The sequence below is a fragment of the Mesorhizobium sp. YIM 152430 genome, assembly GCF_029210365.1.
Classification (GTDB): Bacteria; Pseudomonadota; Alphaproteobacteria; order Rhizobiales; family Rhizobiaceae; genus Aliihoeflea.
In genome coordinates, this window is record NZ_JARGES010000027.1 from 1 (window position 1) to 23,574 (window position 23,574).

A 23,574-nucleotide genomic window follows, 5' to 3' on the forward strand; every position below is an offset into this window, starting at 1 on the left:
GAACGCAATGATCGATACTGCGCCGCAGCCGAGCCGGCCTTTCATTTGCAGGGGCGTTTATCTGTCGGAGAAGAATGGCGTCTCTCGGGAGGTCGTTCTTGAGGAATTGGAGCCGCGCGGAGAAGCGCGGCCGGAGTTCCTTGTTCTGATGCTTTCCGAACCGCGTCTGCAATTCGAAGAATGGGGCGTCTACGACCTCGCACTGACTGGATCGCCGAGGCTGCACGACTATGACTTGCTGGATGCTCGCTTCAAGGGCCGATGGGATCGGCCCCGCCACAATGACAGTGGGCAGGCATGAGCAAGATGCAGATCGAAAGCCCCAACAGCTTAGCGCAGCCCGTCGCGGAAGTCCGCTGCATCGGCATCGCGGTCGAGCCCACCGAAGACGGCGGCGAGACGATCCGCGCCCGCTTCGTCAGCACCAACAGTGACAAGCCGGGCACGGTCGAGATCGCCGTCAGCGGTAGCCTCCGATCGGCGTTCGTCATCGGCGAAGAATACGACTTCGGCGCGGCGATCACCGCGCGATGACCGTCTCGCCGCAGAGCCCCGCGACCCACGCGCGGCCTCGCCCCGAGCAAGAATATTGCGCGAGCCCCCCCTTTAGGGGCCGCATCCCCCTCCAAGGCTGGGCGAGGCCGCTGCATCCCGAGTTTCGAATGTATTTCCTCGATCGAAATTCGCGTTTTGGTTTCGTTTAAGACCCCCAATCCAAGGAGACTGCGATCATGAGCGGAGTTCAGAAAGCATCCATTTCGGTCCGGCCGGCCGATGACGTGCTGAAGCGCTATGGCAACATGCTCGGCAGTGTTTCAGGTCGCGAAGGCCACCGCGCGATGGCTCGCGCCATCAACCGCACTGTGGTCGGCGCACATGTTCAGGTCTCGCGGGCCGTGGCGAAGCAGTCGAGCATTCCGCTCGCCGAGGTCCGCAGATCGATGAAGCGCAAGATGGTGAACCCTGGCTCCCGCGGCGCGCTGCAAGGCGCGCTCGAAGCCTCTTCGCCCGCGAAGCCGATCCGCGATTTCATGCCGAAGCAGTTTGCGTGGGGTGTCCGGGTCAAGGCTTGGGGCAAGATGCAGCGGTATCCTGGCGCGTTCATCTTCGCCGGCACGTTCAAGAGCGGAAAGCCCGTCGCGAAGTTTCATGCCTTGGTCAACAGGCGCACGGCGATCAATCCGCTCGAAATCATGTATGGACCTTCTGTGCCGCAGGAGATGGTGCGTCGGCCGAGCAGCGACGTGTTCGAAACGACCGCTTACCGCATTCTCCCGCAGCGCCTGCATCACGAACTCGGCCGTCTGTTCCGTTTGAAATGAGTGATCGCGCCCAACGCATCTGCCGCATCTGCGGAGGCGGCTTCTGGCCCCGGTATCGCACCGATCGGGACTGTTGCTATTCCTGTCAGCCGGCGGGGAGAGCGCCCCCGAAGCAAAGGCCCTGCCGAGTTTGCGGAGCGTGGCTACGTGGCCACGCGCACTACTGCGCGCCCTGCTTTAAAGCCAAAGAGAAATCGCGACTGAAAGAGCGTGAGAAGACGCGGCATCGTATCCGCCGGCCGATCGCAGTTCCCGCCGAGAAGGCTTGCTCCCGCTGCCGGCAGGTGAAGCCGGCTTCTGCTTTCTATAGGCACAACGGCCGCGCAGACGGTCTGTCGCCCGACTGCGGCGAGTGCAGTCGGGCTCATCGCAAAAAGGCACGTCGGGAACGCGCGACTAATGCGGCTCAAACATAGGATTATTGACTTACCGCAGCGGTCGGGGATGGTATTGTGAAAGCGAGCCTACCGCTTCCATTCGGAGGGCTCTCCGAAAGGCCCGCGGCTGTAGACGCGGGCCTTTTTCGTGGCCTGGCGCGGGTCCGCTCAACGAGAAGGGGCGGGCTCCAAGCCCGCCCCCTGACCTGCCACAGGGCGTGGTCTGTCTAGGCCCGTTTCCCGCGTAGGTTGGAATTGTGAACGAAACAGGGCGTTAGCGAGTTGCAACCGGCAATGCTCTGAATAGGTGTGGACCCACCGCCTGGGAGCCGCGCCATGCCTCGAAAGCCTGATCCGATCGATACCGCCACCATTGCCCGCGCCGTCCGCTTCGATGCCACGATCTTCCTCGGGACGGGCCGCTATCACACCGCAGGCTTCGAGAAGCTCGAAGACGCCCGCGATGCCGCCCGGCAATTCGGCGAGGTCGTCAGGAATGGGCGGAAGGGCATGGTCTATGCGGTGAGCCCGGAGGGTCGATCGATCTTCGTGCCGGCCGATTACCGATGCGGCGCTTAGCCTGGCAACGCGCTCACGAACTGTAGCACTGACCCCAAGATGATGACGGCGAAACCGATGCCGAAGATCGTCCGTCGCCGATTAAGGCGCTCAACCGTGTCCAAGATCAAGATGTTGTGCATGAAGGCATCGAACCGATCCTGATCGGATGCGATCTCCGCCCAGTCCACTTTCTTCAAGACCCTCATTGCCAGCGGCGACAACTCCAACTCGCGATGCGGTTCGTGACCGTTCGACACGGCCAAGAGCGACTGCTCCATCTCGGCACGGCTTAGACCGTCATACAGGGATACTCGCCATTCCAGGGCGACGATTGCCACGCCCAAAACGTTGAGCGCGATCCCGACAGCGGGAAGCCACGGCAGCATTGCTCCCCAAAGATCACCCATGCCTATCTCCCTTCGCTGGGGGCGCGGCGTCAGCCGCGCGACGCCAGTACATTCGTGAGAGAAGCGCGTTCTGCGAGACGCATAGCGACCGGGCCGATGCGTTCGATTGCTTGCTGATTGAAAGACCCCGACCGGATGGCTGCGACCGCCGCCATGCGGTCTTTCGGATCAACGCCGGCCGCGATGATCGCGCGGACCATCCGCTCGCAAATGCGCCTGCGCATCGCTCGGAACTCTGGCCTGGATGGATCGCGGATAATGACTTCATGGGGCGATCGATCGATGCGCTTATTGTTTGCATTCGTGTTCATCAAATTGTCCTTTTTGCTGTCCGCTTCTTGACTGAACCGGAACGCGTCAAGGTTCGCGTGGTTTGTGACGTAAATCAAATTGGAAATGACGCAATTTACTCCAACTGTGACCGTTGGATTATAGTTGGAAAATTGTGCGCTTTATTGATCAGTGCGAGACGCGCAGCGGAATATCGGAATTGATGATCCGGTTCTCCGGGCTGTGAACGCCGGCCGCGGCCATGCTGTCAATGAGCGCCTGCCTCACGATCGGGCCGTAATTCGACGGCCCGATAATCACCCGCTCGATCAAGCGATTTGGGGATGCGCCTACAAAGCCGCGTTCGGGATAATCCTTCAGCGGGATTTTGTATATGCGCTGCGGAATGCCGTTGAGCGTGACGATTTCGGGTTTGACCTCCGTCGATTGGTGGAGAGTTGAATTGTGAATGATCCGCCACTCTAGCTCTTCTGCGAACCCCGGATGTTTGAGGCAGGTCAGCCCGAAAAGGAACATCGAGAAGCCCCAGTTCACAATCAACTGCGGGTCTTGGGTTGCCAGCCATTGGCGTTCGCTGTCGATGTTAGTGATGATCTGCTCGATATCGGCGGCTATCTCCGCATCGGTGAGATAGGACACCGGGCTCGAATAGACCCCGAGAACGTCCGTTTCAGATTTGAATGCCTCGGTGTTTAGCACGACGCCGACGCCGACAGAGCCCTGTGAGTAGGCCCGCCACATAGATAGCCGGCCGATCAAATCCTCACGCGGATCATGTTCGGAGACGCATGTGATGTAGGTGTCGTGAAGCATCGATCGTGCATGGCCGTCGACAAGCGAAAGAATTTCATCACTCGGCGTCAGGCCTGGGTGGATCGCGTTAAGCGCGGCGCGCAGGCGATCGATCCTGCCGTCCGAATAAAGCGCTGTCCGAATGCGGACATGTCCATTCGCGACCTCGCTTAGGTCGTTCATGCCGCGGGCGTTTCTCATCCAGATCGAACCCGACGAAAGCATTTTCGTGAAGCTATCCGCGGTCGTGTAATGCACGAACCGAATTTTTGGATTGGTCATGACCGCGATGAGCTTCTTGGTAGCGCGCGGCATGAAAATCGCGCGAAAGCGAAAGTCGTCTTGGTTCATAGGCTTCTCCTGATGCCCGGCAGAATGCCAAGCGTCGCTGGCCGCAGCCATGGCGGATGTCGAGCGTCCACGGAAATATGGATCGCCCTGTGCTTATTATGTGCTTACGAGGTTGAAAAACGAGCGCGCGCGGCGATGCGAGATTGAAGGCCAATCTCGCTAACATTCCGGTTTAATTGGGGAATTTTGGTCGGAGCGGCCGGATTTGAACCGACGACCCCTTGACCCCCAGTCAAGTGCGCTACCGGGCTGCGCTACGCTCCGAGCCGGGGCAAGCTCTAATTGGTCGGTCTTTGCAAGGCAAGCGCATAATTGCACGGCGCGATGGAATCGGTCGGTGACGCGGCGGAATGCATCGCGTGATGGCGGGCTTCGAGCCCAACGCAGCCCCAGATGATACCCATCAACAGATAGAAATGGCGCCAGTGGTCCATGTCGATGACGGTGCCGAGCGCGATATGGCCGACGAATACGACCCATGCGCACAGCAGGAATGGCTGCCAGCTTCTCCGCCGGAACAGGATGCGAAAGCCCGCGGCGACGGTCAGCACGAGCAGCGTGAAATATGCGGCGAATCCGACCCACCCATAGTCCATCAGCGCCTTCAGCCAAACATTGTGAGTGTCCTCGCCAAAGATCGTGCCGAAGACCAGCGGCCCGATTCCCAGCGGATGCTCCATGGCGAGCGCGAAGCCGAGCCCGTAGCGGGCGAAGCGGCCGAGCCGTGCGCCGTCATAGTCCTGCACGAGCTGGGCGCGCGTCTCGAACAGTGTTGCGACCTGCGGAATTTGTAGCGCGATCATGATTGCGACCGCGATCAGACCCATGCCGACAAGCGCCATGACGAGGATGCGCAGCCGCAGCTTGTTGCTCGACGAATTGAGGAAGACGGCCGCGCAGACGACGATTGCGGAAAGCGCATAAAGACCCCACGCGCCGCGCGAGAAGGACAGGAAGATGGCGAAGGACAGGACGAGAAGCCCGACCGCCTGGACCGGCATCTTCAGGAGACGGCCCGTGACCAAGCCATGCAGAAGCCAGACCGCCGGCAGCACGAGAAAGGGACCGAACACGTTCGGATCCTTGAAGGCGCCGGCGGCGCGATCGTAGAGCGTGAACCGCTCGGCGCCGGGAAAGGCGCCGAAATAGCCGAGGATGCCAAGAAGGCCCGTCAGGCAGGCGGCGAGCGTCCAGCCGACGAAGATCGCACCTAGGAGAGCGGCGCGTTTCTCGACGATGGCGGCGACGAACACCGCCGTCAGTGCGAGGAAGGCGGTGACGGCCAGATAGAGCGGCGTGTCCCTGAGGTCGCTCATCTGGGTCATCGAGATCATGCCGCCGATCAGATAGACGATCCATAGAACGAGGAGCGGCACCGTCGCGCGCGAGATGGTGAGTCCGAACAGCGCCCAGACGCCGATGAGCGCGACCATGTAGAGCTCATAGGGCGCGGGCTCGTTCTGGACGAAGCCGGCGAGCGCCACGCCGAAACCGACTGCGACGGAACTCACCAGCGCGACGATCCTGGCATCGATCGCCGCGCGGGAAAGGGGGGCGGACACGGCACTCAATACGCATTCTCCGTATTGAGAAGCCGCAACGGCGTCAGGAACAGGATCTTGAGGTCGAGACCGAGCGACCAGTTCTCGATATAGTCGAGATCGTATTCGGTGCGGCGGCGGATCTTGTCGTCATGGTCGATCTCGCCGCGCAGGCCGTTGATCTGCGCCCAGCCGGTGACGCCGGGCTTGACCCGGTGACGCGCGAAATAACCGTCGACGACTTCCTCGAAGAGCCGATTCTGCGAATGCCCCTTGATGGCGTGCGGACGCGGGCCGACGAGCGAGAGCGAGCCGAGAAGCGCATTGAAGAACTGTGGCAACTCGTCGATCGAGGTCTTGCGGATGATGCGCCCGACGCGGGTGACGCGCGGATCGCCCTTGCTGACGGCGCGGCGCGCGAGCGGGTCGCACTGATCGCTGTACATCGAGCGGAACTTGAAGACCTCGATGACTTCGTTGTTGAAGCCGTGCCGCTTCTGCCTGAAGAAAACCGGCCCCTTGCTGTCGAGCTTGATGGCGATGGCGGTGGCGATCATGATCGGCGAAAAGACGATCAGGCCCGCGAGGCTGAAGACGATGTCGAACAGGCGCTTGGCGACCGAATCCCAGTCGTTGATCGGCTTGTCGAAGATGTCGAGCATCGGCACCGAGCCGACATAGGAATAGGCGCGCGGACGGAAGCGTAGCTGGCTCGAATGGGCCGAAAGGCGAATGTCGACGGGCAGGACCCACAGCCGCTTCAGAAGCGACAGCACGCGCGACTGCGCGCTCAGCGGCAGCGAGACAATCAGCATGTCGATCCGCGCAATGCGCGCGAACTCGACGAGTTCGGCCACCGAACCGAGTTTGGGATAGCCGGCGACGATCGGCGGCGAGCGCGTGTCGTCACGGTCGTCGAAGATGCCGCAGATGCGGATGTCGTTGTCCGGGTCCTGCTCGATCGTGCGGATCAGGGCTTCGGCGGGCTTGCCGCCCCCGACAATCAGCGCGCGGCGTTCCATCGTGCCGTTTCGTGCCCACCGGCGGATCAGGATGGACAGCATGAAGCGGCCCGAAAGGACGAGGAGGAGCGCGCTGACGAGCCAGCCGGCGAACCAGACCCGCGAGAATTCGTCGGAAATCTTGAGGAAGAATCCCGCCATCGCGAGCAGTGCGAATGCCGCGGTCATGACGAGAACGATGCGCGGCAGATAGACGAAGGGCCGGCGCATGACGCCGAGTTGGTAGAGATTGGCGACTTCAAGCAGGAGCACGCCGAGCCCCGAGCCGGCGAGGATGACGAGCGGATAGCCATAGGTCAGGCCGGTCACCCCGTTCGTGTAGGCGAAGAAGATCGAAAGGCCGGTCAAGGCGAGGATCAGGAACTCGCAAAGGCGCAGCAGGCCGCTGACCATGACCGGCGACATGGTGTCGGTTCGGTATTGCGATGCGACGGCGCGTGCGATTTCGCTGAGTTCGCCCGGACCGGCGGGCGCCGACTCCTCGGTAAAGTCGCGAACGGCTTTCGCAGTGAACTGATGGGTGGGCTGGCTGTGGTTCATGGGCACACTCGCAATCTGCGAGAAAACCTTACGATGGCTGCCCTAAGAAACGCTTGAAACGAAGGGCGCGTCGCCCCTCAAGCACATTTACGGTAAATGCTTTCGATACGTCCCGCCATGGCGGTGGCGCTGAAATGCTGTTGCAGGCGCTTCGCATCCGGCATGGTCGCGGCGAGCCATTCGCGATCTTCCAGAGCGCGGATCATGAGGGCGACAAGGCTGTCGGCGGTAGGTTCGGCAAGAGCAGGCGAGTTTGCCCCGAAAATCTCGGGAATGCCGCCGACGGCGGTTGCGATCATCGGCCGCCTCGCGCCGAGTGCTTCGAGGACGATATAGGGCATCGCCTCCGCACGCGAGGGAACGACCATCACTTTCGCCATGCCGAACGCCTGTCGCGCCGGCATGGCCGAATGGAACGTGACGGCAAGTCCGAGCGCGGAGACGCGCGCGCGATAGCGCGGCAGGTCGTCGCCGTCGCCGACCATATGGGCGCTGACGCCCGGAAATCGTTCGCGCGTCTTTGCCAGCGCCTCGATGAAGAGATCGGGACCCTTCAGGTCGCGCATCATGCCGATATACAGAAAATCGGCGGCATCGGTCCGCGTTTCCACCGGCTCGAATTCCGATGCCTGCAATCCGTTGTAGACCAGGCTGTGTGGCGCGCGCGGCGTGCCGATCTTGGCAAGGTAGGTTTGCCGCTCGAAATCGGAGACGAACAGGATGTGGTCGCTGAACCGCTCCAACTGCCGTTCGGCCAGGAAATAGCCGCGCCCTGCCGCCGAGCGTGGGTCGTAGTGGAGCACGCCGCCATGCGGTGAATAAAGACGTCCGAGCGATTTGCGACGGCGCTTGAGAAGCGTACCGAAGAAGCGGGCGTAGAAGCCGCCCTTGGCCCCATGGCCGTGCAGGACGTCCGGCTCGAGGTCGCCGATGAGGTTGAACGCGCGTATCGCCGTCGTCAGGTCGCCGATCCCGACATGGCGCTGCATCGCGATCCGATGGATGCCGAGCGAAACGAAGGGCTCGACCGTCTTGAACAGCCGGTTCTCGTGATCGCCGCCGGTGGTCGAATCGCAGACGATCGCCACCTCGTGGCCGGCCGCATGTTGCGCCGATGCAAGGTCGCGGACATGCCGGAAAATTCCGCCGACCGGAGATCTGAACGTATGGACGATGCGCATACGTCCTTATGCGCGCAAAACCCTAAAAGAAGCGTTCCCGCACATAGAGCGTATCGCCCGGCAGGACCGGGTCCGTCGTCGCCACGCGGCCTGTCATCACCTCGCCATTGATCTGGCGCGTGATGTCGACATCGCGCTGCTGGGCGCGGGGCGTATAGCCGCCTGCCGCCGCGACCGCCTTTTGCACGGTCATTCCGGGGACGTAGGAATACTGCCCTGCCGCGCCGACTTCACCCATGATGAAGACCGGACGGTAGCGGTCGATTTCGGCAGTCACATCGGGATTGCGGATATAGCCGTCGCGCAGCTTGGTCGCGATCTGGCTCTCGATCTGATGCAGCGTATAGCCACGTGCAGCCACCGCTCCGATCAGCGGAAAGGCGATGTAGCCGGACTGGTCGACGGAATAGCTGTTGGTCAGGGAAGCTTGTTCGAACACGGAGATTCGCACGCGATCCCCGGCATCGAGCACATAGGGCTGGTTGATGGCTTCGTGGAAGGCGTTGGGGGCGGGCTCGTAGCTGGTGCAGCCCGTCAGGAGCGCGAGGGCGAAGAGACCATAAAGAGCTTGGCGTTTCATGACCTGGCGAGCGTCCATCCCTTGAGCCGCGAAGCAGCCCGATTGCAGATGGCATGTTATCGGCTCGTTAAGGTTAATGGCTGGTAAAGCGCAATCATCAGCGTCCTGATCGCTGCCTCAATCGTTAACTTCGTGGTTACCATGTATCTTTACTTCTGAGCCACCTTGGCCGGAGTGGATTCGCTATGAGCGGTATGCAAATGGGTGGCAATGACGTCGATATCGACCTTCGTCGTCTCGCCTTGAGCGTGCGCGACAAGTGGAAGGCGATTCTGACCGTTGCGCTGGTCGTCACCATCGCGGCCTTTCTTCTCGCCTATTTCGCGACGCCGCTATACCGTGCGGAAACGCGCATCCTGATCGAGGCGCGAGAATCCGCCTATACGCGCACGACGGGCGGCGGCGAGGGCGATCGTCCTGTCCTCGACGATGAGGGCGTGGCAAGCCAGGTCGAGGTGATCGCCTCGAGCGACATCCTGCGCCGCGTCGCCGCTGAATTGCAGCTTTCCGAGCGCAGCGAATTCCAGCGGAGCGGCATCCTTGCCTCATTCGGTTTCGGTGGGTCGGACGAATTGCTCCGCGCGCAGACGACGATCGACATTATGCGCGAGAAACTCTCCGTCTACCGCGTCGAGAACTCTCGCGTGATCGTCGTGCGCTTTTCATCGCAGGATCGCGAACTGGCGGCGGCAGTGCCGAACGCCATCGCCGACGCCTATCTCGACGAGCAGCGCGCCGCCAAGCTTCTTTCCAACGAGGATGCGACCGGCTGGCTCGCGCCCGAAATCGCCGATCTGCGCGAAAGGGTCCGCGAGGCCGAGGCGAATGTCGCCGCTTTCCGCGCCCGCTCGGGGCTTCTCGTCGGCCAGAACAATTCGACGCTGGCAAGCCAGCAACTCTCCGAACTGTCCTCCGAACTGTCGCGCGTGCGCGCCAGCCGCTCCGCTGCCGAAGCGCGGGCCGAAGGTGTTCGTCAGGCGCTGGAAAGCGGGCGGTCGCTCGATGCGGTGCCCGAAGTTCTCGCCTCGCCGGTCGTCCAGCGCCTTCGTGAAAGCGAAGTGCAGTTGAACGCCGAGATCGCCGAATTATCGACCACGCTGCTCGACAACCATCCGCGGCTGCGCGGCTTGCGCTCGCAACTGGCCGATCTGTCGACCCGCATCCGTGCCGAAGCGCGCAACGTTCTGGAGAGCCTGGAAAACGAAGCCCGCGCGGCCCAGCGCAGCGAAGCGCGCTTGCAGGGAGATCTCGACGCCTTGAAATCGACGTCTGCGGCGGCGGGCACACAGGAGGTGGAACTGCGCGCGCTGGAGCGCGAGGCGACGGCCCAGCGGGAACTGCTCGAATCCTACCTGACGCGCTTCCGCGAGGCGAGCGCGCGCGGCGACCGCAACTATCTGCCCGTCGACGCGCGGATTTTCGCCCGCGCCACGCCGCCGGTCGATTCCTACTATCCGAAATACGGACCGATTCTCGGCGCCGCCTTCATGGGCTCGCTGCTCCTGATGATCGTCGGGACGCTTCTGGGCGAACTTTTCAGCGGCCGCGCCATGCGTCCCGCCGCCGGAGGCCTGCGCGTTCAGCCTGTCCCGCATCTCGTCATGCCAGCGGCCGCATCCGCCAGCATTGGCGATGCCTCGGCGGGCGACGATGCGCTTTCGCTGGACGTTCCGGTCGAGACCGCTGCCCAAAGGCTGATCGCAGCCGGCGTTTCGCGCGCCGTGTTCGTCTCGCCGGAAGGGGAGGAGGCAACCACGGCATCCGTCATGGTGGCGCGCGAACTGGCCGATGCCGGGATGCGCGTCCTCTATCTCGATTTGACTTTCACCGGCACGCCGTCGAGCAACATGCTCGAAAGCCAAACCTATACGGGAATCACGAATCTTCTTGCCGCCGAGGCCCAGTTTACCGAGACGATCCACGGCGATCTCTATTCCGATGCTCACGTCATTCCCGTCGGAACGGCCGAAGCGCGGCGCGCGATGCGGGCCGCCGACCGGCTGCCGATCATCCTGACGTCGCTCACGACCGCTTATGACATCGTGGTGATCGAATGCGGCCCGGCCGAAAGCGACAGCCTCCGCCGTGTGGTGGGCGATGCGAGCGAGGTCATGATCGGCACGATCGACGCGACCGATGCGCGTGTGCAGGCGGCTTCGGAGAGCCTTTTCGGGGCAGGTTACGGGGAAGCTTTTCGCGTCGTGGCGAGAATGCCGGAAGCGCGCAGTGAGGCAAGGACGGTCGCCTGACTATCTGAGGCGACGCATCGCTTTCGCCATGGCCCAGAGCTGCGGGTTGGCCTTGATCTGCTTCTTGGCGCGGCTGACGAGATTGGAGCCGAGCACGGCAAGGCGCGCTGCCGGCGTCAGTGGAATCACCACGTCGAAATGGGTGATCTCGACGTTGCACCAGGAGCGCTTGTACGCCTCGTCGCCGACGCTGAAATCATAGAGCCGCAGACCTTTTGCGCAGGCTTCCTCGAGATTGGAATAGGCGAGATATTCGCCCGGACTGATCGATGCCAGGTCGTCATCCTCGATCGCCCCGAACTCGCAAACGGTCCGATCGTGAAGATGCGACGAACCCGTAATCGCCCGCACCCGGTTACCCACGATCAGCGCTTCGAGGGTGAACGGCCTGTCGCCTTCATGCTGGCTGGCCTGGAGAAGCGCACGCCAGAAACTGCGGATATGCGGCTGCGAAAACACGTCGGCGATGCCGGCCTTTTCGAAACGCGCCGCCTTCAACCGGAAGAAGGCGTCGAGCACCGCATCGATCTCTGCGGGGCTTGCGGGCTTTTGCACGTCGCTTCCGCCGGCCTCTTCGAAACGGCGCGATTGCACACGGCGCTTCTTCGATTTCTTCTTCCCGTTGGCCCTTTCGAGGAGGCCGGCAAAGCCGCCGCCAAGGTCGGCGGCAAGCGCGATGTTCGGGCTCGTCCGCGAGGAGAGGCCGGCGAGGAGGTTTGCCTGCCCGCCAAGCCAACGGTGCTGGCGTTCGAGTGCGATAAGGGCGACATGTGGCAGCGCCCGTCCGATGGCATCTGCAAGCATGTCGGCCGGGACCATGATGTCGGGATCGGCGCACGGGCAGAAATTGCCGTTGGCGTGTGCTCCGCCCGCAAATGCGAGAGCGGAAAACCCGTTGATCCGCGTTTCGACCAGCGGAAGCGCGGCAACGGTCCTGGCTCCATTCTTCAACCAGACGATCCATCCGGTTTCGCCGCTCTCGCGGAGCCACTTTTCGACCCAGAGCGGATGTTGCGCGGCGCCCTTGATCCGCTGGGCCGCGAAATCACGGTAGCGGCCGAGGGCCCGGTGATCGGCGCCTTCGACGGTGAGTGCAAGTCCATCATCTGCGCACCGCTTCATTTCCAGAGCGTCAACCATGCTTCAACTCTTCGCTCATATGGTCTTGTGCGTTTCTCTGCTGTCGGCGGAGGAGGTTAGGGCACAAAGGTTTCGAAATGACCGACAACCGCGAGCGACTTCGCAGATTCGTGCTGAACGCATCGCGATGGTCGGGCGTCGCCAGAATGGCCGGATCCCATCTTTCCGGGCTTGGCGCCATCCTGATGCTGCACAGCGTCACCGCCGTGCCGCGGGCGGGCCTCGGGCTGAACGATCATCTGTCGGTAACGCCCGATTTCCTCGACCGCGCGATCGCGGACATGAAGCGCGCCGGCTTCAGCTTCATTTCGCTCGATGAGATGGTCGAGCATCTGGCAACCGGGCGTCGCTGCAAGCTTGCGACCATCACGCTCGACGACGCCTATCTCGACAATTTCACCGAGGCGCTGCCGGTCTTCGAAAGCCATGACACGCCCTTTGCCATATTCGTTGCGCCGGGCCTGATCGACGGCACGGTTCAAGCCTGGTGGGAAGTGGTCGAGCAACTCGTCATGATGCGCGACGAGGTGGCCCTGCCTCCAACCGTCGAGGGAGCACCGTTCGTCAGTTCGTCTCCGGCCGAAAAACTGGTCGCAGCCAGGCATCTTTGTGAACTGATGACGGCGCGGGTGCCTGAAACCATGCGGCAGGCCGTTCTCGACGAGATGGGGGGCAGGCAGGTCGATACGAGCGCGTTCATGTCATGGGACGACATTGCCGCCGTCTCGCGCCATGCGCTGGGCACGATCGGCGCACATACGATCCACCATCACAATCTCGCGCGGCTCGATGAGGAACTCGCGCTCATCGAGATGCGCGGCTCGGCCGACGTCATTGCCGACATGATTGGCATCCGGCCCCGACACTTCGCCTACCCATATGGTCATGCGCAGGCTGTCGGAGACCGGGAAATCCGGCTGGCAGGGGAGGCGGGCTTCGTGTCGGCGGTGACGACGCGGCACGGCACGCTTCACCCCGAACATCGCGAACATCTTCATGCACTGCCGCGTATCTCCCTCAACGGCCGCTATCAGGACATCGGCCATCTGCGAACGATGCTGACCGGCTTCACGACCTTCGCGAATTCGCGGCGGCGGGTCGTGACCCTATAGGTTCCGCGCGAGGTCTCGTTTCGAGGGCTTCACCATCCACGAAATGATGAACATCGCCGGGATGACCCACAAAAATCCCGTCAGGAAGAAATAGGCGAGGTGGACCCACACGCTGGATTCGGCGAGCTGCGCCACCGCGATGATCGTGGCGACGATCGCATAGATGGCGACCAGCAGGACCAGAAGCACTGTTCCGATGAGTTTTTTGACGCGAACGGGCATGGGTTTTCCTTCCGGGCAATCGTGTAGTCCAGACAATCACCCAAGGCAAACGCGACGGCATGTCGCGCGGGGCAGACGCTTGAATTGACGCGTCCGATGCGGCACTTCTCCGCCACGCCAAACATCAAAGGACCACGCGATGGCTGTGTCGGCAGCAACAGGCAGCCTTCCAATCGACGCCCGCGCCCGCGAAACGCGCGACCGGCGGCTGGTCCGCTATTGGCTTTATCTCGTCCTCCTCGTTCTTTTCGCGCTCTTCGTCGTCGGCGGCGCAACACGCCTGACCGGGTCCGGTCTGTCGATCACCGAATGGAAGCCGATCCACGGGGTCATCCCGCCGCTTAGTGAGGCGCAATGGCAGGAGGAACTGGAGAAATACCGCCAGATCCCGCAATATCAGCAGATCAATCGGGGTATGAGCCTCGACGAGTTCAAGACGATCTTCTGGTGGGAATGGGCGCATCGCCTTCTTGCGCGCGGCGTCGGGTTTCTCGTCGCCATACCGCTCGCGTTTTTCTGGCTGACGGGCCGGCTCGAAAGTCATCTGAAGCCGAAACTTCTCGGCCTGTTGGCATTGGGCGGGCTGCAAGGCTTCATCGGCTGGTGGATGGTCGCATCAGGGCTGTCGGAGCGCGTCAGCGTCAGCCAGTACCGTTTGGCGACGCATCTGATGCTGGCCTGCCTCATTTTCACCGCAACGATGGTGATCGCACGCGGCCTCGCGCCGCATTCGGCCGGCCCGGCGCCCGACCGGACGCGCAGCCAGGCCGGCTGGCTCCTGATCCTCGTCCTCTTCCAGATCTATCTCGGCGCGCTCGTCGCCGGCCTTCACGCCGGCATGACGTTCAACACCTGGCCGCTGATGGACGGCGCATTCTGGCCGGGCGGCCTCCTCGTCGTCGAGCCGGTCTGGCGCAATTTCTTCGAGAACCCGAAGACCGTGCAGTTCGTCCACCGGATGGGCGCATACGTCCTGCTGGCGGTCGCGATCTGGCATGTCGTTTCGGCATGGCGCGCTTCGCCTGCCACCACGCATTCCCGCCGCGCAGGGGTTCTGCTGGCGATGATCGTCGCACAGGCGTTGATCGGCATCACGACGCTGGTTCTGGTGGTGCCGCTCGGCTGGGCGCTGGCGCATCACGCCTTCGCCATCGTCGTGCTCGGCTTCGCCGCCGCGCACTGGCGCGGCACGAAGGGGGCATATCGGCCGCAGGTTACGACCGTCTACGCCCGCTGACAGGCATCACGCAGCCCGTCGCGACAGCATCAGATCCATGTTCTGGACGGCGGCGCCAGAGGCGCCCTTGCCCAGATTGTCGAGCACCGCGACGAGATTGACCTGTCCGGCGTCGTCGTTGCCAAAGACGAAGAGCTTCATCCGGTTGGTGTCGTTGAGTTCGGTGGGGTCGATCCGCGCGAGCCTGGCGCTCGTCTCCAAAGGCACCACCTCGACGACTTCCTGCCCGGCATAGTGCGCAGCCAGCGCGGCGTATATGTCACCGACACCTGGCGCGCCGTTCATATCCGCCGTATGCAGCGGCACCTGCACGATCATGCCCTGCGCGAAGCGGCCGACGCTCGGCGAGAAGATCGGCCGGCGGTCCAGCAAACCATGCTGCATCATTTCCGGCACATGCTTGTGCGCAAGCGTGAGGCCGTAGAGGAAGTGCGGCGCGGCGATATGATCGGGCGTGTCGGTGTTTTCCATCTGCGCGATCATCTGCTTGCCGCCGCCCGTATAACCGGAGATCGCATTGACGCTGACGGGATAGTCGGACGGCAGGATGCCCGCCCTGACTAGTGGCCGGATGAGGCCGATCGCGCCGGTCGGATAGCAGCCCGGATTGGCGACGAGCCGCGCGGTTGCGATCCTCTCGGCCTGGTCCTCGTCGAGTTCGGCAAAGCCATAGGCCCAGTCGGGATGGATGCGGTGCGCCGTCGAGGTGTCGATGATGCGGGTCGAATTCGTGCCTTCGAGCATGGCGACGGCCTGTTTCGCCGCATCGTCCGGTAGGCAGAGAATCGCGACGTTGGCCGCCTTCAGCATGTCCTCGCGCAGCGCATCATTGCGCCGCTCCGCTTCCGGGATCGACAGCATGTCGAGGTCGTCGCGACCGGCAAGCCGCGTGCGGATTTGCAGGCCGGTGGTGCCATGCTCGCCGTCGATGAAGATTTTCGGTTTCATGCTCGTCACTTCGAATTCGTTTTGAAACAATCGCTTGGGCCGGCTTTCGGACTCGATCCGGCAGCCGCTTGATTCACTTCGCCAACCGCGATCGTCGCTCCGCCAGAAGACCAACATAGTGCATCGCGACGGACGCGCCGGCAATCGCGGTGATGTCCGCATGGTCGTAGGCCGGCGCGACCTCGACGATGTCGGCGCCGACGATGTTGAGCGAGCCGAGCTTGCGAAGGACGGACAGCATCTTGGCGGAAGAGGGACCGCCGGCGACGGGAGTTCCCGTTCCCGGCGCATAGGCCGGGTCGAGGCAGTCGATGTCGAAGGTGATGTAGGCCCTGGCGTCGCCGACGCGGGCCTTGATCGCGGCGGCGATCTCGTCGGCCCGCATCTCCTCGAGGTCGTAGCCGTAGAGCATCTGGATGTCGCAGTCTTCCGGTGCGTGCGTGCGGATGCCGATCTGGATCGAACGCGATGCGTCGATCACGCCGTCGCGCACCGCGCGACCGACGAAGGAGCCGTGGTCGATCCGCTTGCCGTCGTCGAACCAGGTGTCCTGATGGGCGTCGAACTGGATCAGCGCCAGCGGGCCATGTTTTTCGGCGTGCGCCCTCAAAAGCGGCCAGGTCACGAAATGATCGCCGCCCATCGAGATGACGGACGCGCCGGAGGCGACGAGCTTGGCCGCCTCGCGTTGGATCGTCGCCGGCGTCTTCTGGTGATTGCCGTAGTCGAGAAGGCAATCGCCATAGTCGATGACGGCGAGGCTCTCGAAGAGGTCGGCGTCGAACGGATATTGCGGGTCATTGTCGAAGATCGCGGAGGCGCGCCGGATCGCCTGCGGCCCGAACCGCGCACCCGGCCGGTTGGAGACGGCCGCGTCGAACGGAATGCCCCAGACGACCACATCCGCGCCCTTCAGCGACTTCGTATATTTACGCCGCATGAAGGAGAGGGCGCCGGCATGGGTCGGGTCCGTCGCCGCGCCTGTGAGTTGGCGTGCTGTGAAGGCGTGGTCGATCGTCTTTGCGGGCATGAGGGGGCTCCTTCCAGACCATGGCAAATAGCACAGTTGTGGAACGAAAAAAGCGGACCCGAAGGCCCGCTTTTCGAAGTTCCGAATGCGAAACGCCTAGCGCTTCGAGAACTGGAACGAACGACGGGCCTTGGCCTTGCCGTACTTCTTGCGCTCGACCGTACGCGAATCGCGGGTCAGGAAGCCGCCCTTCTTGAGCACGGCGCGAAGGCCCGGCTCGTAATAGGTCAGGGCCTTGGAGATGCCGTGACGAACGGCGCCGGCCTGGCCCGAAAGGCCGCCGCCGGCGACGGTGGCGATGATGTCGTACTGGCCGTTGCGGTCAGCGGCGACGATCGGCTGCTGGAGCACCATCTGGAGGACCGGGCGCGCGAAATAGGCGCCGAATTCCTTTTCGTTGACGATGATCTTGCCCGAGCCTGGCTTGACCCAGACGCGCGCGATGGCGTCCTTGCGCTTGCCGGTGGCATAGGCGCGGCCCTGCTTGTCGAGCTTCTGGACGTGAACCGGAGCGGCCTGCTCGGTCGAGCCGGTCGCCTGGCCCAGGTCCTGGAGAGAATTGAGTTCAGCCATTATTTGAAGACCCTCGTGTTCTTCTTGTTCAGGCCGGCGACGTCGAGCGTCTCGGGCGTCTGAGCGGTGTGGGGATGTTCGGAGCCGGCATAGACGCGCAGGTTCTTCATCTGGCGACGGCCGAGCGGGCCGCGCGGAATCATGCGCTCAACGGCTTTTTCGATGACGCGCTCGGGAAAGCGGCCTTCGAGAATCTGGCGCGCGGTGCGCTCCTTGATGCCGCCGGGATGTCCGGTGTGCCAGTAGTACACCTTGTCGGTGAACTTCTTGCCGGTGAACACGGCCTTGTCGGCATTGATGATGATGACGTTGTCGCCATCATCGACATGCGGCGTGAAAGTCGGCTTGTGCTTGCCGCGCAAACGGTTGGCGACGATGGAGGCCAGACGGCCGACGACGAGATGCTCGGCGTCGATCACGACCCACTTCTTCACCACGTCCGCAGGCTTCTGCGAAAAGGTCTTCATGGTTTCTGTCTTTCGTTGGGTCCTTCACGAAGGAAGGCATTTCTTGTTGCTTGCGTTGGCGTCCGAAGCCGCCAACAAAAACGGCCTCCGGGATCGGAGGCGCGTTGGGATCGGCTTATACGTTCGAGGTTCCGCGTCGTCAAGCAGCAGAGTGAGTCATGCCGCAAAAAATAACGATATAAAACAATAAGTTAGTGATGCGGTATTATTTTACCGCGTCATTTCGGACGCTTCGGCGGGATCGAATAGGTTCCGGTGGCGTGCGCGACGACCTGCCGGTCGGGTCCGCTGACCATTTCGATATCGAAGACCATCAGGCTGCGCCCGAGCTTCAGGATGCGGCAATTGCCGTCGATGGGGCCTGCTTGGGCCTTGCGCATGAAGTTGATGTTGAGATTGGTGGTGACGGACAGCGCATCCGGGCCGGCATGGGAAAGCACGCACACATAGCCGCCGATGTCGGCGAGCGTGAAGAGGGAAGGGCCGGAGACGGTGTTGCCGGGGCGCAGGTGCCGATGGTCGGCGTCGAGCCGCACCGTGCAGCCGCCCGGAAAGACGTCCGTCGCATAATAGGCGGCGAAATCCTCGTTGAGCTGCGGGTAGACTTGCCTGAGCAACGAGTTCACCTCGTCCGCATTCATCACCGGCGTAGGAACGTTCGACGGCTTCGATCCGTGCATGTCTTCTCCTTCCATCCTCGTCGCGCCAAGGAACATGCAACGCCAGGCAAACGCAAGTGCGCTTCAGGGGGCATGAAACGCTTCTTCTTTGATGCTAAGGGTCGGCAAGGACGTCAGGGAGATTTGGCAATGAATGTGACTGCCCTTGCATCGGTCAGGACCGAGCCGGCGCGCGCCGAGCGTGAAGGTCCGGTCTTGCGCATCGTGCTCGATGCGCCGCCGGCAAACGCGCTGTCGATGGAGATGATCGCGACGCTGCGCCGCCATCTGGCCGCAGCGAAGGACGACGCAGCCGTGCGGGTGGTCGTCATCGCTGCCGTGGGCAAGGTCTTTTCCGCTGGTCACGACCTGAAGGAGATCACGGCGCACCGCTCCGACGCCGATGGCGGCCGCGTCTGGTTCGAGGAACTGATGACGGCGTGCGGCTCGCTCATGCAGGAGATCGTGCGCCATCCCAAGCCCGTCATCGCCGTCGTGGCCGGCGTCGCGTCGGCAGCCGGTTGCCAGATCGTCGCAAGCTGCGACCTCGCCATAGCGACGACCGAAGCGACCTTCGCCACGCCCGGCGTCAATATAGGTCTCTTCTGCTCGACGCCCATGGTGGCGCTGTCGCGCAATATCTCGCACAAGCACGCGATGGAGATGCTTCTGACGGGTGAGATGATCGAGGCGACGACGGCGCGCGAATTCGGCCTGGTCAACCGCGTGGTGCCGCCCGAATATCTCGACCAGATCGTCGGCAAATACGCCCAGACCATCGCGTCGAAATCCGCCCTCACGCTGAAGATCGGCAAGGAAGCCTTCTATGCGCAAGCCGAGATGAGCCTCTCGGGAGCCTACGACTATGCAGGCCGGGTGATGGTGGAGAACATGCTCGCGCGCGACGCCGCCGAGGGAATCGGCGCGTTCGTCGAGAAGCGCAAGCCGGAGTGGACCGACGAATGATGGAGCCGCGCATCTCCATCGTCACGCTCGGCGTGGACGACCTCGACCGCGCGGTCCGCTTCTATCAGGAGATGGGCCTGACGCGGCATCGGGGCATTACCGACGGCGTCGCCTTCTTTCAGATGGGGGGCATGATCCTGTCGCTGTTCCCACGGGCCGACCTCGCGAAGGACGCGGGAATCGAAAATCGTCCGACAGGCTTTGCCGGTATCGCGCTCGCCTACAACACGCGTTCGGATGCCGAGGTCGACGAGGTGATTGCAGCGGCGAAGGCGGCGGGCGGTCGCATCGTTAAAAAGCCCGAGCGCGCCTTCTGGGGCGGTTATGCGGGCTATTTTGCCGATACCGAGGGGCACTTGTGGGAAGTCGCGCACAATCCCGGCTTTCCGATCGACGGGGAGGGGCGCATCGCGCTGCCGCAATGAACCACGATTCCTACGATCATTCCTACATCACGGGCATTCTCAACAAGGTGAAGACCATCGCCATCGTCGGCGCCTCGGCGAACGACGTGCGCCCGTCCTTCTTCGTCGCGAAATATCTGATCGACAAGGGCTACGCCGTGTTTCCGGTCAATCCGGGCCATGCCGGCAGGGACATCCTCGGCCGCATGACCTATGCGAAGCTCGCCGACATCCCCGAGCCGATCGACATGGTCGACATCTTCCGCGCCTCGAATGCCGTGCCGGCCATCGTCGAGGAGGTGCTGGCGCTCGACCCGTTGCCGAAGGTCGTCTGGATGCAGCTTGGCGTGCGCGACGACGTTGCGGCCAAGCGGCTGGAAACCGCCGGCATCGAAGTCGTCATGAACCGCTGCCCCAAGATCGAATATGCCAGGCTTGCGGGCGAAATCGGCTGGAACGGCGTCAACAGCGGCGTCATCTCGTCGAAAAAGCCGATCATGCGCTCCGGCTTCCAGAGCTTCGGTATCCGGCAGAAATAGTTGCCACCGGACCGCCCCGGCGCGCAACATTCGTCTTTGCTTTTGGCCCGGCGCTTTGCGATGACTGTGCCGGCCTGACAATTTGCATTCATCTGGAGGACGTACGATGGCGCAGCGCGCACCCGGCTTCAACACCTTGGCGGTTCACGCGGGCGCGCAGCCCGATCCGGCGACCGGCGCCCGTGCGACGCCGATCTATCAGACGACGTCCTTCGTCTTCGACGACGCCGACCATGCCGCCTCGCTCTTCGGTCTGAAGGCGTTCGGCAACATCTACACCCGCATCATGAACCCGACGCAGGCCGTGCTCGAAGAACGCCTGGCCGCGCTCGAGGGCGGCACGGCAGCGCTGGCGACGGCTTCCGGCCACGCGGCGCAGCTCCTGATCTTCCACACGATCATGCGCCCGGGCGACAATTTCGTCGCCGCGCGCCGGCTTTATGGCGGTTCGATCAATCAGTTCGGCCACGCCTTCAAGAATTTTGGCTGGGAGGTGCGCTGGGGCGATACCAATGATTTGTCGACCTTCGAGAACCAGATCGACGACAGGACGCGCGGCATCTTCATCGAAAGCCTCGCTAATCCCGGCGGCACCTTCGTCGATATCGCCGCGATCGCCGAGATCGCGCACAGACACGGCCTGCCGCTGATCGTCGACAACACAATGGCCTCGCCCTACCTCCTGCGCCCGATCGAGCACGGCGCGGACATCGTCGTCCACTCGCTGACCAAGTTCATCGGCGGTCACGGCAATTCCATGGGCGGCGTCATCGTCGATGGCGGCACGTTCGACTGGTCGAAATCCGGCAACTATCCGATGCTGTCGGAGCCACGCCCGGAATATGGCGGCATCGTCCTGCACGAAACCTTCGGCAATTTCGCGTTCGCCATCGCCTGCCGCGTGCTCGGCCTGCGCGATTTCGGCCCGTCCATTTCGCCCTTCAACGCCTTCATGATCCTGACGGGCCTGGAAACCCTGCCGCTCAGGATGCAGCGCCATTGCGACAATGCGCTGAAGGTCGCCGAATGGCTGAAGACGCATGACAAGGTCGAGTGGGTTTCCTATCCCGGCCTCGCCGACGACCCGAACAACGCCTTGCAGAAGAAATATGCCCCGCAGGGCGCGGGGGCCGTCTTCACCTTCGGCCTGAAGGGCGGTTACGAGGCGGGCGTCAAGGTCGTCGAGGGCGTCGAGCTCTTCTCGCACCTTGCCAATATCGGCGACACCAAGTCGCTGATCATCCACCCGGCTTCGACCACGCACCGCCAATTGTCGGACGAGCAGCAGACGGCGGCCGGTGCTGGCCCCGACGTCATCCGCCTGTCGGTCGGCATCGAGGACGTCGCCGACATAATCGCCGACCTCGAACAGGCGCTGGCGAAAGCCTGATCATCACGGGAGGACGCCATGTATGTCAGCCATATCGTCGGTCTCGGCATTTCGGGAATAGACCCCGAGGCGGGGCAACCGGCCGAAGGGCGCGTGATCGAAGGCAATCCGCAGTTCCGCACCTGGAACATCGAGGAGGCCGGCAACGGCCTGTTCGCCGGCATCTGGGAATCGACACCCGGCAAGTGGCGCATCGAATATGACGAGTGGGAATATTGCCGCATCCTCTCCGGCGTCTCCGTCATCACCGAGGACGGCGGCGCCGCGCGCACGGTGAAGGCCGGCGACAGCTTCGTGCTCCGCCCGGGTTTCAAGGGAAGCTGGGAAGTCGTCGAGACGACGCGCAAGGAATATGTGGTGCGGGTTTAGGGTCGAAAGGCAGCGCTCCGTCGCGCGCCCTCATCACTCCACGACCAATCGCTCCAATCCATGAAAATGATAGGTGTCGCGATAGCGCGGCTCCTCGGCCAGCCTCAGCCCCGGCAACCTCTCGAACAGCATTTTCAGCGACGCCTGCATTTCCAGCCGCGCCAGCGGCGCGCCAATGCAGAAATGAATGCCGGCGCCGAAGGAGACGTTCTTCTGGTCCGCGCGGCCGGGTTGGAAGACGAGGGGATCGGCGAAGGCAGCCGCATCCGTGTTCGCTGCTCCCAGCATCAGCCAGATGCGCTCGCCGGCCTTGACGGAGACGCCCGGCGCGATCTCGCAATCCGTCGCCGCAAAACGGTTGAACATGTGCAGCGGCGCGTCGAAGCGCAGGCATTCCTCGACCGTGGCGGCCGTCATCGCTGCGTCGGTGAAGAACCGGCGCGGGTCGCCGCCCTGTTTCAGGATCGTGCGGATGGCATTGCCGGTCTGATGCACCGTCGCCTCGTGCCCGGCATTGAGAAGCAGGATCGCGGAGGCGACGAGTTCGTCCTCGGTCAGCTTCTCGCCGTTTTCATGCGCCGAATTGAGGAGGCTGAGGAGATCGTCCGCCGGCGCGGCGCGCTTCGCGCGGGCATGATCGCGAATGAAGGCGGAAAATTCGGCCGTGGCACGATTGGCGTCGGCCTCGATCTCGCGTGTCAGTCCGTGCATGTACATGGCGACCATGCGGTGCGACCAGTCGAGGAGCTGCGGCCCGGCTTCCACCGGAACGCCCAGCATCTCGCAGATGACGACGATCGGCACCGGCGTCGCGAAGGCTGGGATGAGATCGACGGGCCTTTTCGCCTCAAAACCGTCGATCAGCTCATGCGCCAGTTCCTCGACGCGCGGGCGCAGCCGCTCGACCTGACGCGAGACGAAGGCGCGGTTGACGAGCGTGCGCAGCCGCGTGTGGACGGGCGGCTCCAACTCCAGCATCGAGCGCGCCTCGACGGCGTCGAAATCAGCCAGATGCGAGCGGTCGCCCGACCGTGAGACATAATCGACATAGCCGCCCGGCTTTTCGCGGCCGAAATTGCGGTCGCGCAAGGCTCGGTTGACGCCTTCGTAGGAGGCGACGCACCACGTGCCGAAATCTTCCCAATAAAAAACCGGAGTTTGCGCCTGAAGCCGGGCATAGGTCGGATACGGATCCTGAAAGAAAGCCGCATCGTGCGGGTCGAGGCGGAGCTGAAGCGTGGCGGGATCGAACTGGAGGGTCGCGGGCAGGGTCATGCTTGAGCGTCTAGCGCGACTTGTCTGTC

The 23,574-nt window shown here is 62.9% G+C and carries 27 protein-coding genes and 1 tRNA gene; 12 read left to right on the plus strand and 16 right to left on the minus strand.

What is annotated here, in order from left to right:
- The 4 genes from PZ895_RS07575 to PZ895_RS07590 form a co-directional block, all read left to right on the plus strand.
- On the plus strand, positions 1–301 hold a 301-nt coding region (locus PZ895_RS07575), incomplete at its 5' end, for a hypothetical protein (protein ID WP_275838415.1).
- The gene (locus PZ895_RS07580; RefSeq protein ID WP_275838416.1) at positions 298–534 is read left to right on the plus strand and encodes a hypothetical protein; all 237 of its coding nucleotides are present in this window, start codon (positions 298–300) and stop codon (positions 532–534) included. The genes PZ895_RS07575 and PZ895_RS07580, both read left to right, overlap by 4 nt.
- A gap of 197 nt (positions 535–731) precedes the next feature.
- Positions 732–1,322: a phage tail protein gene (locus PZ895_RS07585; RefSeq protein WP_275838417.1), complete on the plus strand. Its 591-nt coding sequence runs from the start codon at positions 732–734 to the stop codon at positions 1,320–1,322.
- Positions 1,323–2,035: 713 nt separating this feature from the next.
- Positions 2,036–2,278 (plus strand): hypothetical protein, encoded by a 243-nt coding sequence (locus PZ895_RS07590; protein WP_275838418.1) that lies wholly within the window; start codon positions 2,036–2,038, stop codon positions 2,276–2,278.
- Here the strand turns inward: PZ895_RS07590 and PZ895_RS07595 are convergent.
- From PZ895_RS07595 to PZ895_RS07630, 8 genes are all read right to left on the minus strand, one after another.
- Positions 2,275–2,667 carry a hypothetical protein gene (locus PZ895_RS07595; RefSeq protein ID WP_275838419.1) on the minus strand — a complete coding sequence of 131 codons (393 nt, stop codon included), beginning with the start codon at positions 2,665–2,667 and terminating at the stop codon, positions 2,275–2,277. The two genes, PZ895_RS07590 and PZ895_RS07595, sit on opposite strands and share 4 nt — an antisense overlap.
- A 29-nt stretch (positions 2,668–2,696) precedes the next feature.
- Positions 2,697–2,978 carry a hypothetical protein gene (locus PZ895_RS07600; protein ID WP_275838420.1) on the minus strand — a complete coding sequence of 94 codons (282 nt, stop codon included), beginning with the start codon at positions 2,976–2,978 and terminating at the stop codon, positions 2,697–2,699.
- 148 nt (positions 2,979–3,126) lie between these two features.
- Positions 3,127–4,101: a DUF2971 domain-containing protein gene (locus tag PZ895_RS07605; RefSeq protein ID WP_275838421.1), complete on the minus strand. Its 975-nt coding sequence runs from the start codon at positions 4,099–4,101 to the stop codon at positions 3,127–3,129.
- Positions 4,102–4,288: 187 nt separating this feature from the next.
- Positions 4,289–4,365 (minus strand) — tRNA-Pro (locus PZ895_RS07610).
- 14 nt (positions 4,366–4,379) lie between these two features.
- On the minus strand, positions 4,380–5,672 hold the full coding sequence (locus PZ895_RS07615; RefSeq protein ID WP_275838422.1) for an O-antigen ligase family protein: 1,293 nt from the start codon (positions 5,670–5,672) through the stop codon (positions 4,380–4,382).
- Positions 5,669–7,204, minus strand: a complete 1,536-nt coding sequence (locus PZ895_RS07620; protein ID WP_275838423.1) for an undecaprenyl-phosphate glucose phosphotransferase — start codon at positions 7,202–7,204, stop codon at positions 5,669–5,671. Before PZ895_RS07620 ends, PZ895_RS07615 begins: the two co-directional genes overlap by 4 nt.
- A gap of 77 nt (positions 7,205–7,281) precedes the next feature.
- Positions 7,282–8,385 carry a glycosyltransferase family 4 protein gene (locus PZ895_RS07625; protein ID WP_275838424.1) on the minus strand — a complete coding sequence of 368 codons (1,104 nt, stop codon included), beginning with the start codon at positions 8,383–8,385 and terminating at the stop codon, positions 7,282–7,284.
- Positions 8,386–8,407: 22 nt separating this feature from the next.
- The gene (locus PZ895_RS07630) at positions 8,408–8,965 is read right to left on the minus strand and encodes a polysaccharide biosynthesis/export family protein (RefSeq protein ID WP_275838425.1); all 558 of its coding nucleotides are present in this window, start codon (positions 8,963–8,965) and stop codon (positions 8,408–8,410) included.
- A 185-nt stretch (positions 8,966–9,150) separates the two neighbouring features.
- On the opposite strand from PZ895_RS07630, the gene PZ895_RS07635 reads away from it, so the two are divergent.
- A complete protein-coding gene (locus PZ895_RS07635; protein WP_275838426.1) occupies positions 9,151–11,214 on the plus strand; it encodes an exopolysaccharide transport family protein in 2,064 nt (687 codons plus the stop codon).
- Here the strand turns inward: PZ895_RS07635 and PZ895_RS07640 are convergent, their stop codons facing one another.
- Positions 11,215–12,354, minus strand: a complete 1,140-nt coding sequence (locus PZ895_RS07640; RefSeq protein ID WP_275838427.1) for a GNAT family N-acetyltransferase — start codon at positions 12,352–12,354, stop codon at positions 11,215–11,217.
- 146 nt (positions 12,355–12,500) lie between these two features.
- Between PZ895_RS07640 and PZ895_RS07645 the strand changes: the two genes are divergently transcribed.
- The gene (locus PZ895_RS07645) at positions 12,501–13,466 is read left to right on the plus strand and encodes a polysaccharide deacetylase family protein (RefSeq protein WP_275838428.1); all 966 of its coding nucleotides are present in this window, start codon (positions 12,501–12,503) and stop codon (positions 13,464–13,466) included.
- Here the strand turns inward: PZ895_RS07645 and PZ895_RS07650 are convergent.
- The gene (locus tag PZ895_RS07650) at positions 13,461–13,688 is read right to left on the minus strand and encodes a DUF2842 domain-containing protein (protein WP_275838429.1); all 228 of its coding nucleotides are present in this window, start codon (positions 13,686–13,688) and stop codon (positions 13,461–13,463) included. The two genes, PZ895_RS07645 and PZ895_RS07650, sit on opposite strands and share 6 nt — an antisense overlap.
- 139 nt (positions 13,689–13,827) lie before the next feature.
- On the opposite strand from PZ895_RS07650, the gene PZ895_RS07655 reads away from it, so the two are divergent.
- Positions 13,828–14,925: a COX15/CtaA family protein gene (locus PZ895_RS07655; protein ID WP_275838430.1), complete on the plus strand. Its 1,098-nt coding sequence runs from the start codon at positions 13,828–13,830 to the stop codon at positions 14,923–14,925.
- 6 nt (positions 14,926–14,931) lie between these two features.
- On the opposite strand, the gene argC is transcribed toward PZ895_RS07655, so the two are convergent.
- The 5 genes from argC to PZ895_RS07680 all read right to left on the minus strand — a co-directional run bounded on the left by argC (position 14,932) and on the right by PZ895_RS07680 (position 18,623).
- Positions 14,932–15,873, minus strand: a complete 942-nt coding sequence (gene argC / locus PZ895_RS07660) for an N-acetyl-gamma-glutamyl-phosphate reductase (RefSeq protein WP_275838431.1) — start codon at positions 15,871–15,873, stop codon at positions 14,932–14,934.
- Positions 15,874–15,946: 73 nt separating this feature from the next.
- Entirely contained in the window at positions 15,947–16,903 is a 957-nt protein-coding gene (speB, locus tag PZ895_RS07665) for an agmatinase (RefSeq protein WP_275838432.1), read from the minus strand.
- 96 nt (positions 16,904–16,999) lie between these two features.
- The gene (gene rpsI / locus PZ895_RS07670; RefSeq protein WP_275838433.1) at positions 17,000–17,476 is read right to left on the minus strand and encodes a 30S ribosomal protein S9; all 477 of its coding nucleotides are present in this window, start codon (positions 17,474–17,476) and stop codon (positions 17,000–17,002) included.
- Positions 17,476–17,943, minus strand: a complete 468-nt coding sequence (rplM, locus tag PZ895_RS07675) for a 50S ribosomal protein L13 (RefSeq protein WP_275838434.1) — start codon at positions 17,941–17,943, stop codon at positions 17,476–17,478. The genes rpsI and rplM overlap by 1 nt, the downstream gene beginning before the upstream one ends.
- Positions 17,944–18,161: 218 nt before the next feature.
- Entirely contained in the window at positions 18,162–18,623 is a 462-nt protein-coding gene (locus PZ895_RS07680; RefSeq protein ID WP_275838435.1) for a PaaI family thioesterase, read from the minus strand.
- A 129-nt stretch (positions 18,624–18,752) separates the two neighbouring features.
- Here PZ895_RS07680 and PZ895_RS07685 point away from each other — a divergent pair, with 129 nt between their 5' ends.
- The 5 genes from PZ895_RS07685 to PZ895_RS07705 all read left to right on the plus strand — a co-directional run bounded on the left by PZ895_RS07685 (position 18,753) and on the right by PZ895_RS07705 (position 22,270).
- Entirely contained in the window at positions 18,753–19,568 is an 816-nt protein-coding gene (locus tag PZ895_RS07685; protein ID WP_275838436.1) for an enoyl-CoA hydratase, read from the plus strand.
- Complete coding sequence (locus tag PZ895_RS07690; RefSeq protein ID WP_275838908.1) at positions 19,568–19,993, plus strand: VOC family protein; 426 nt, start codon at positions 19,568–19,570, stop codon at positions 19,991–19,993. Before PZ895_RS07685 ends, PZ895_RS07690 begins: the two co-directional genes overlap by 1 nt.
- On the plus strand, positions 19,990–20,511 hold the full coding sequence (locus tag PZ895_RS07695; RefSeq protein WP_275838437.1) for a CoA-binding protein: 522 nt from the start codon (positions 19,990–19,992) through the stop codon (positions 20,509–20,511). Before PZ895_RS07690 ends, PZ895_RS07695 begins: the two co-directional genes overlap by 4 nt.
- Positions 20,512–20,617: 106 nt before the next feature.
- On the plus strand, positions 20,618–21,901 hold the full coding sequence (locus PZ895_RS07700; protein ID WP_275838438.1) for an O-acetylhomoserine aminocarboxypropyltransferase: 1,284 nt from the start codon (positions 20,618–20,620) through the stop codon (positions 21,899–21,901).
- Between the two features lie 18 nt (positions 21,902–21,919).
- Positions 21,920–22,270, plus strand: a complete 351-nt coding sequence (locus PZ895_RS07705) for a cupin domain-containing protein (protein WP_275838439.1) — start codon at positions 21,920–21,922, stop codon at positions 22,268–22,270.
- A gap of 33 nt (positions 22,271–22,303) precedes the next feature.
- Here PZ895_RS07705 and PZ895_RS07710 read toward each other — a convergent pair whose 3' ends face one another.
- A complete protein-coding gene (locus PZ895_RS07710; RefSeq protein WP_275838440.1) occupies positions 22,304–23,545 on the minus strand; it encodes a cytochrome P450 in 1,242 nt (413 codons plus the stop codon).
- Positions 23,546–23,574 lie beyond the last annotated feature (29 nt).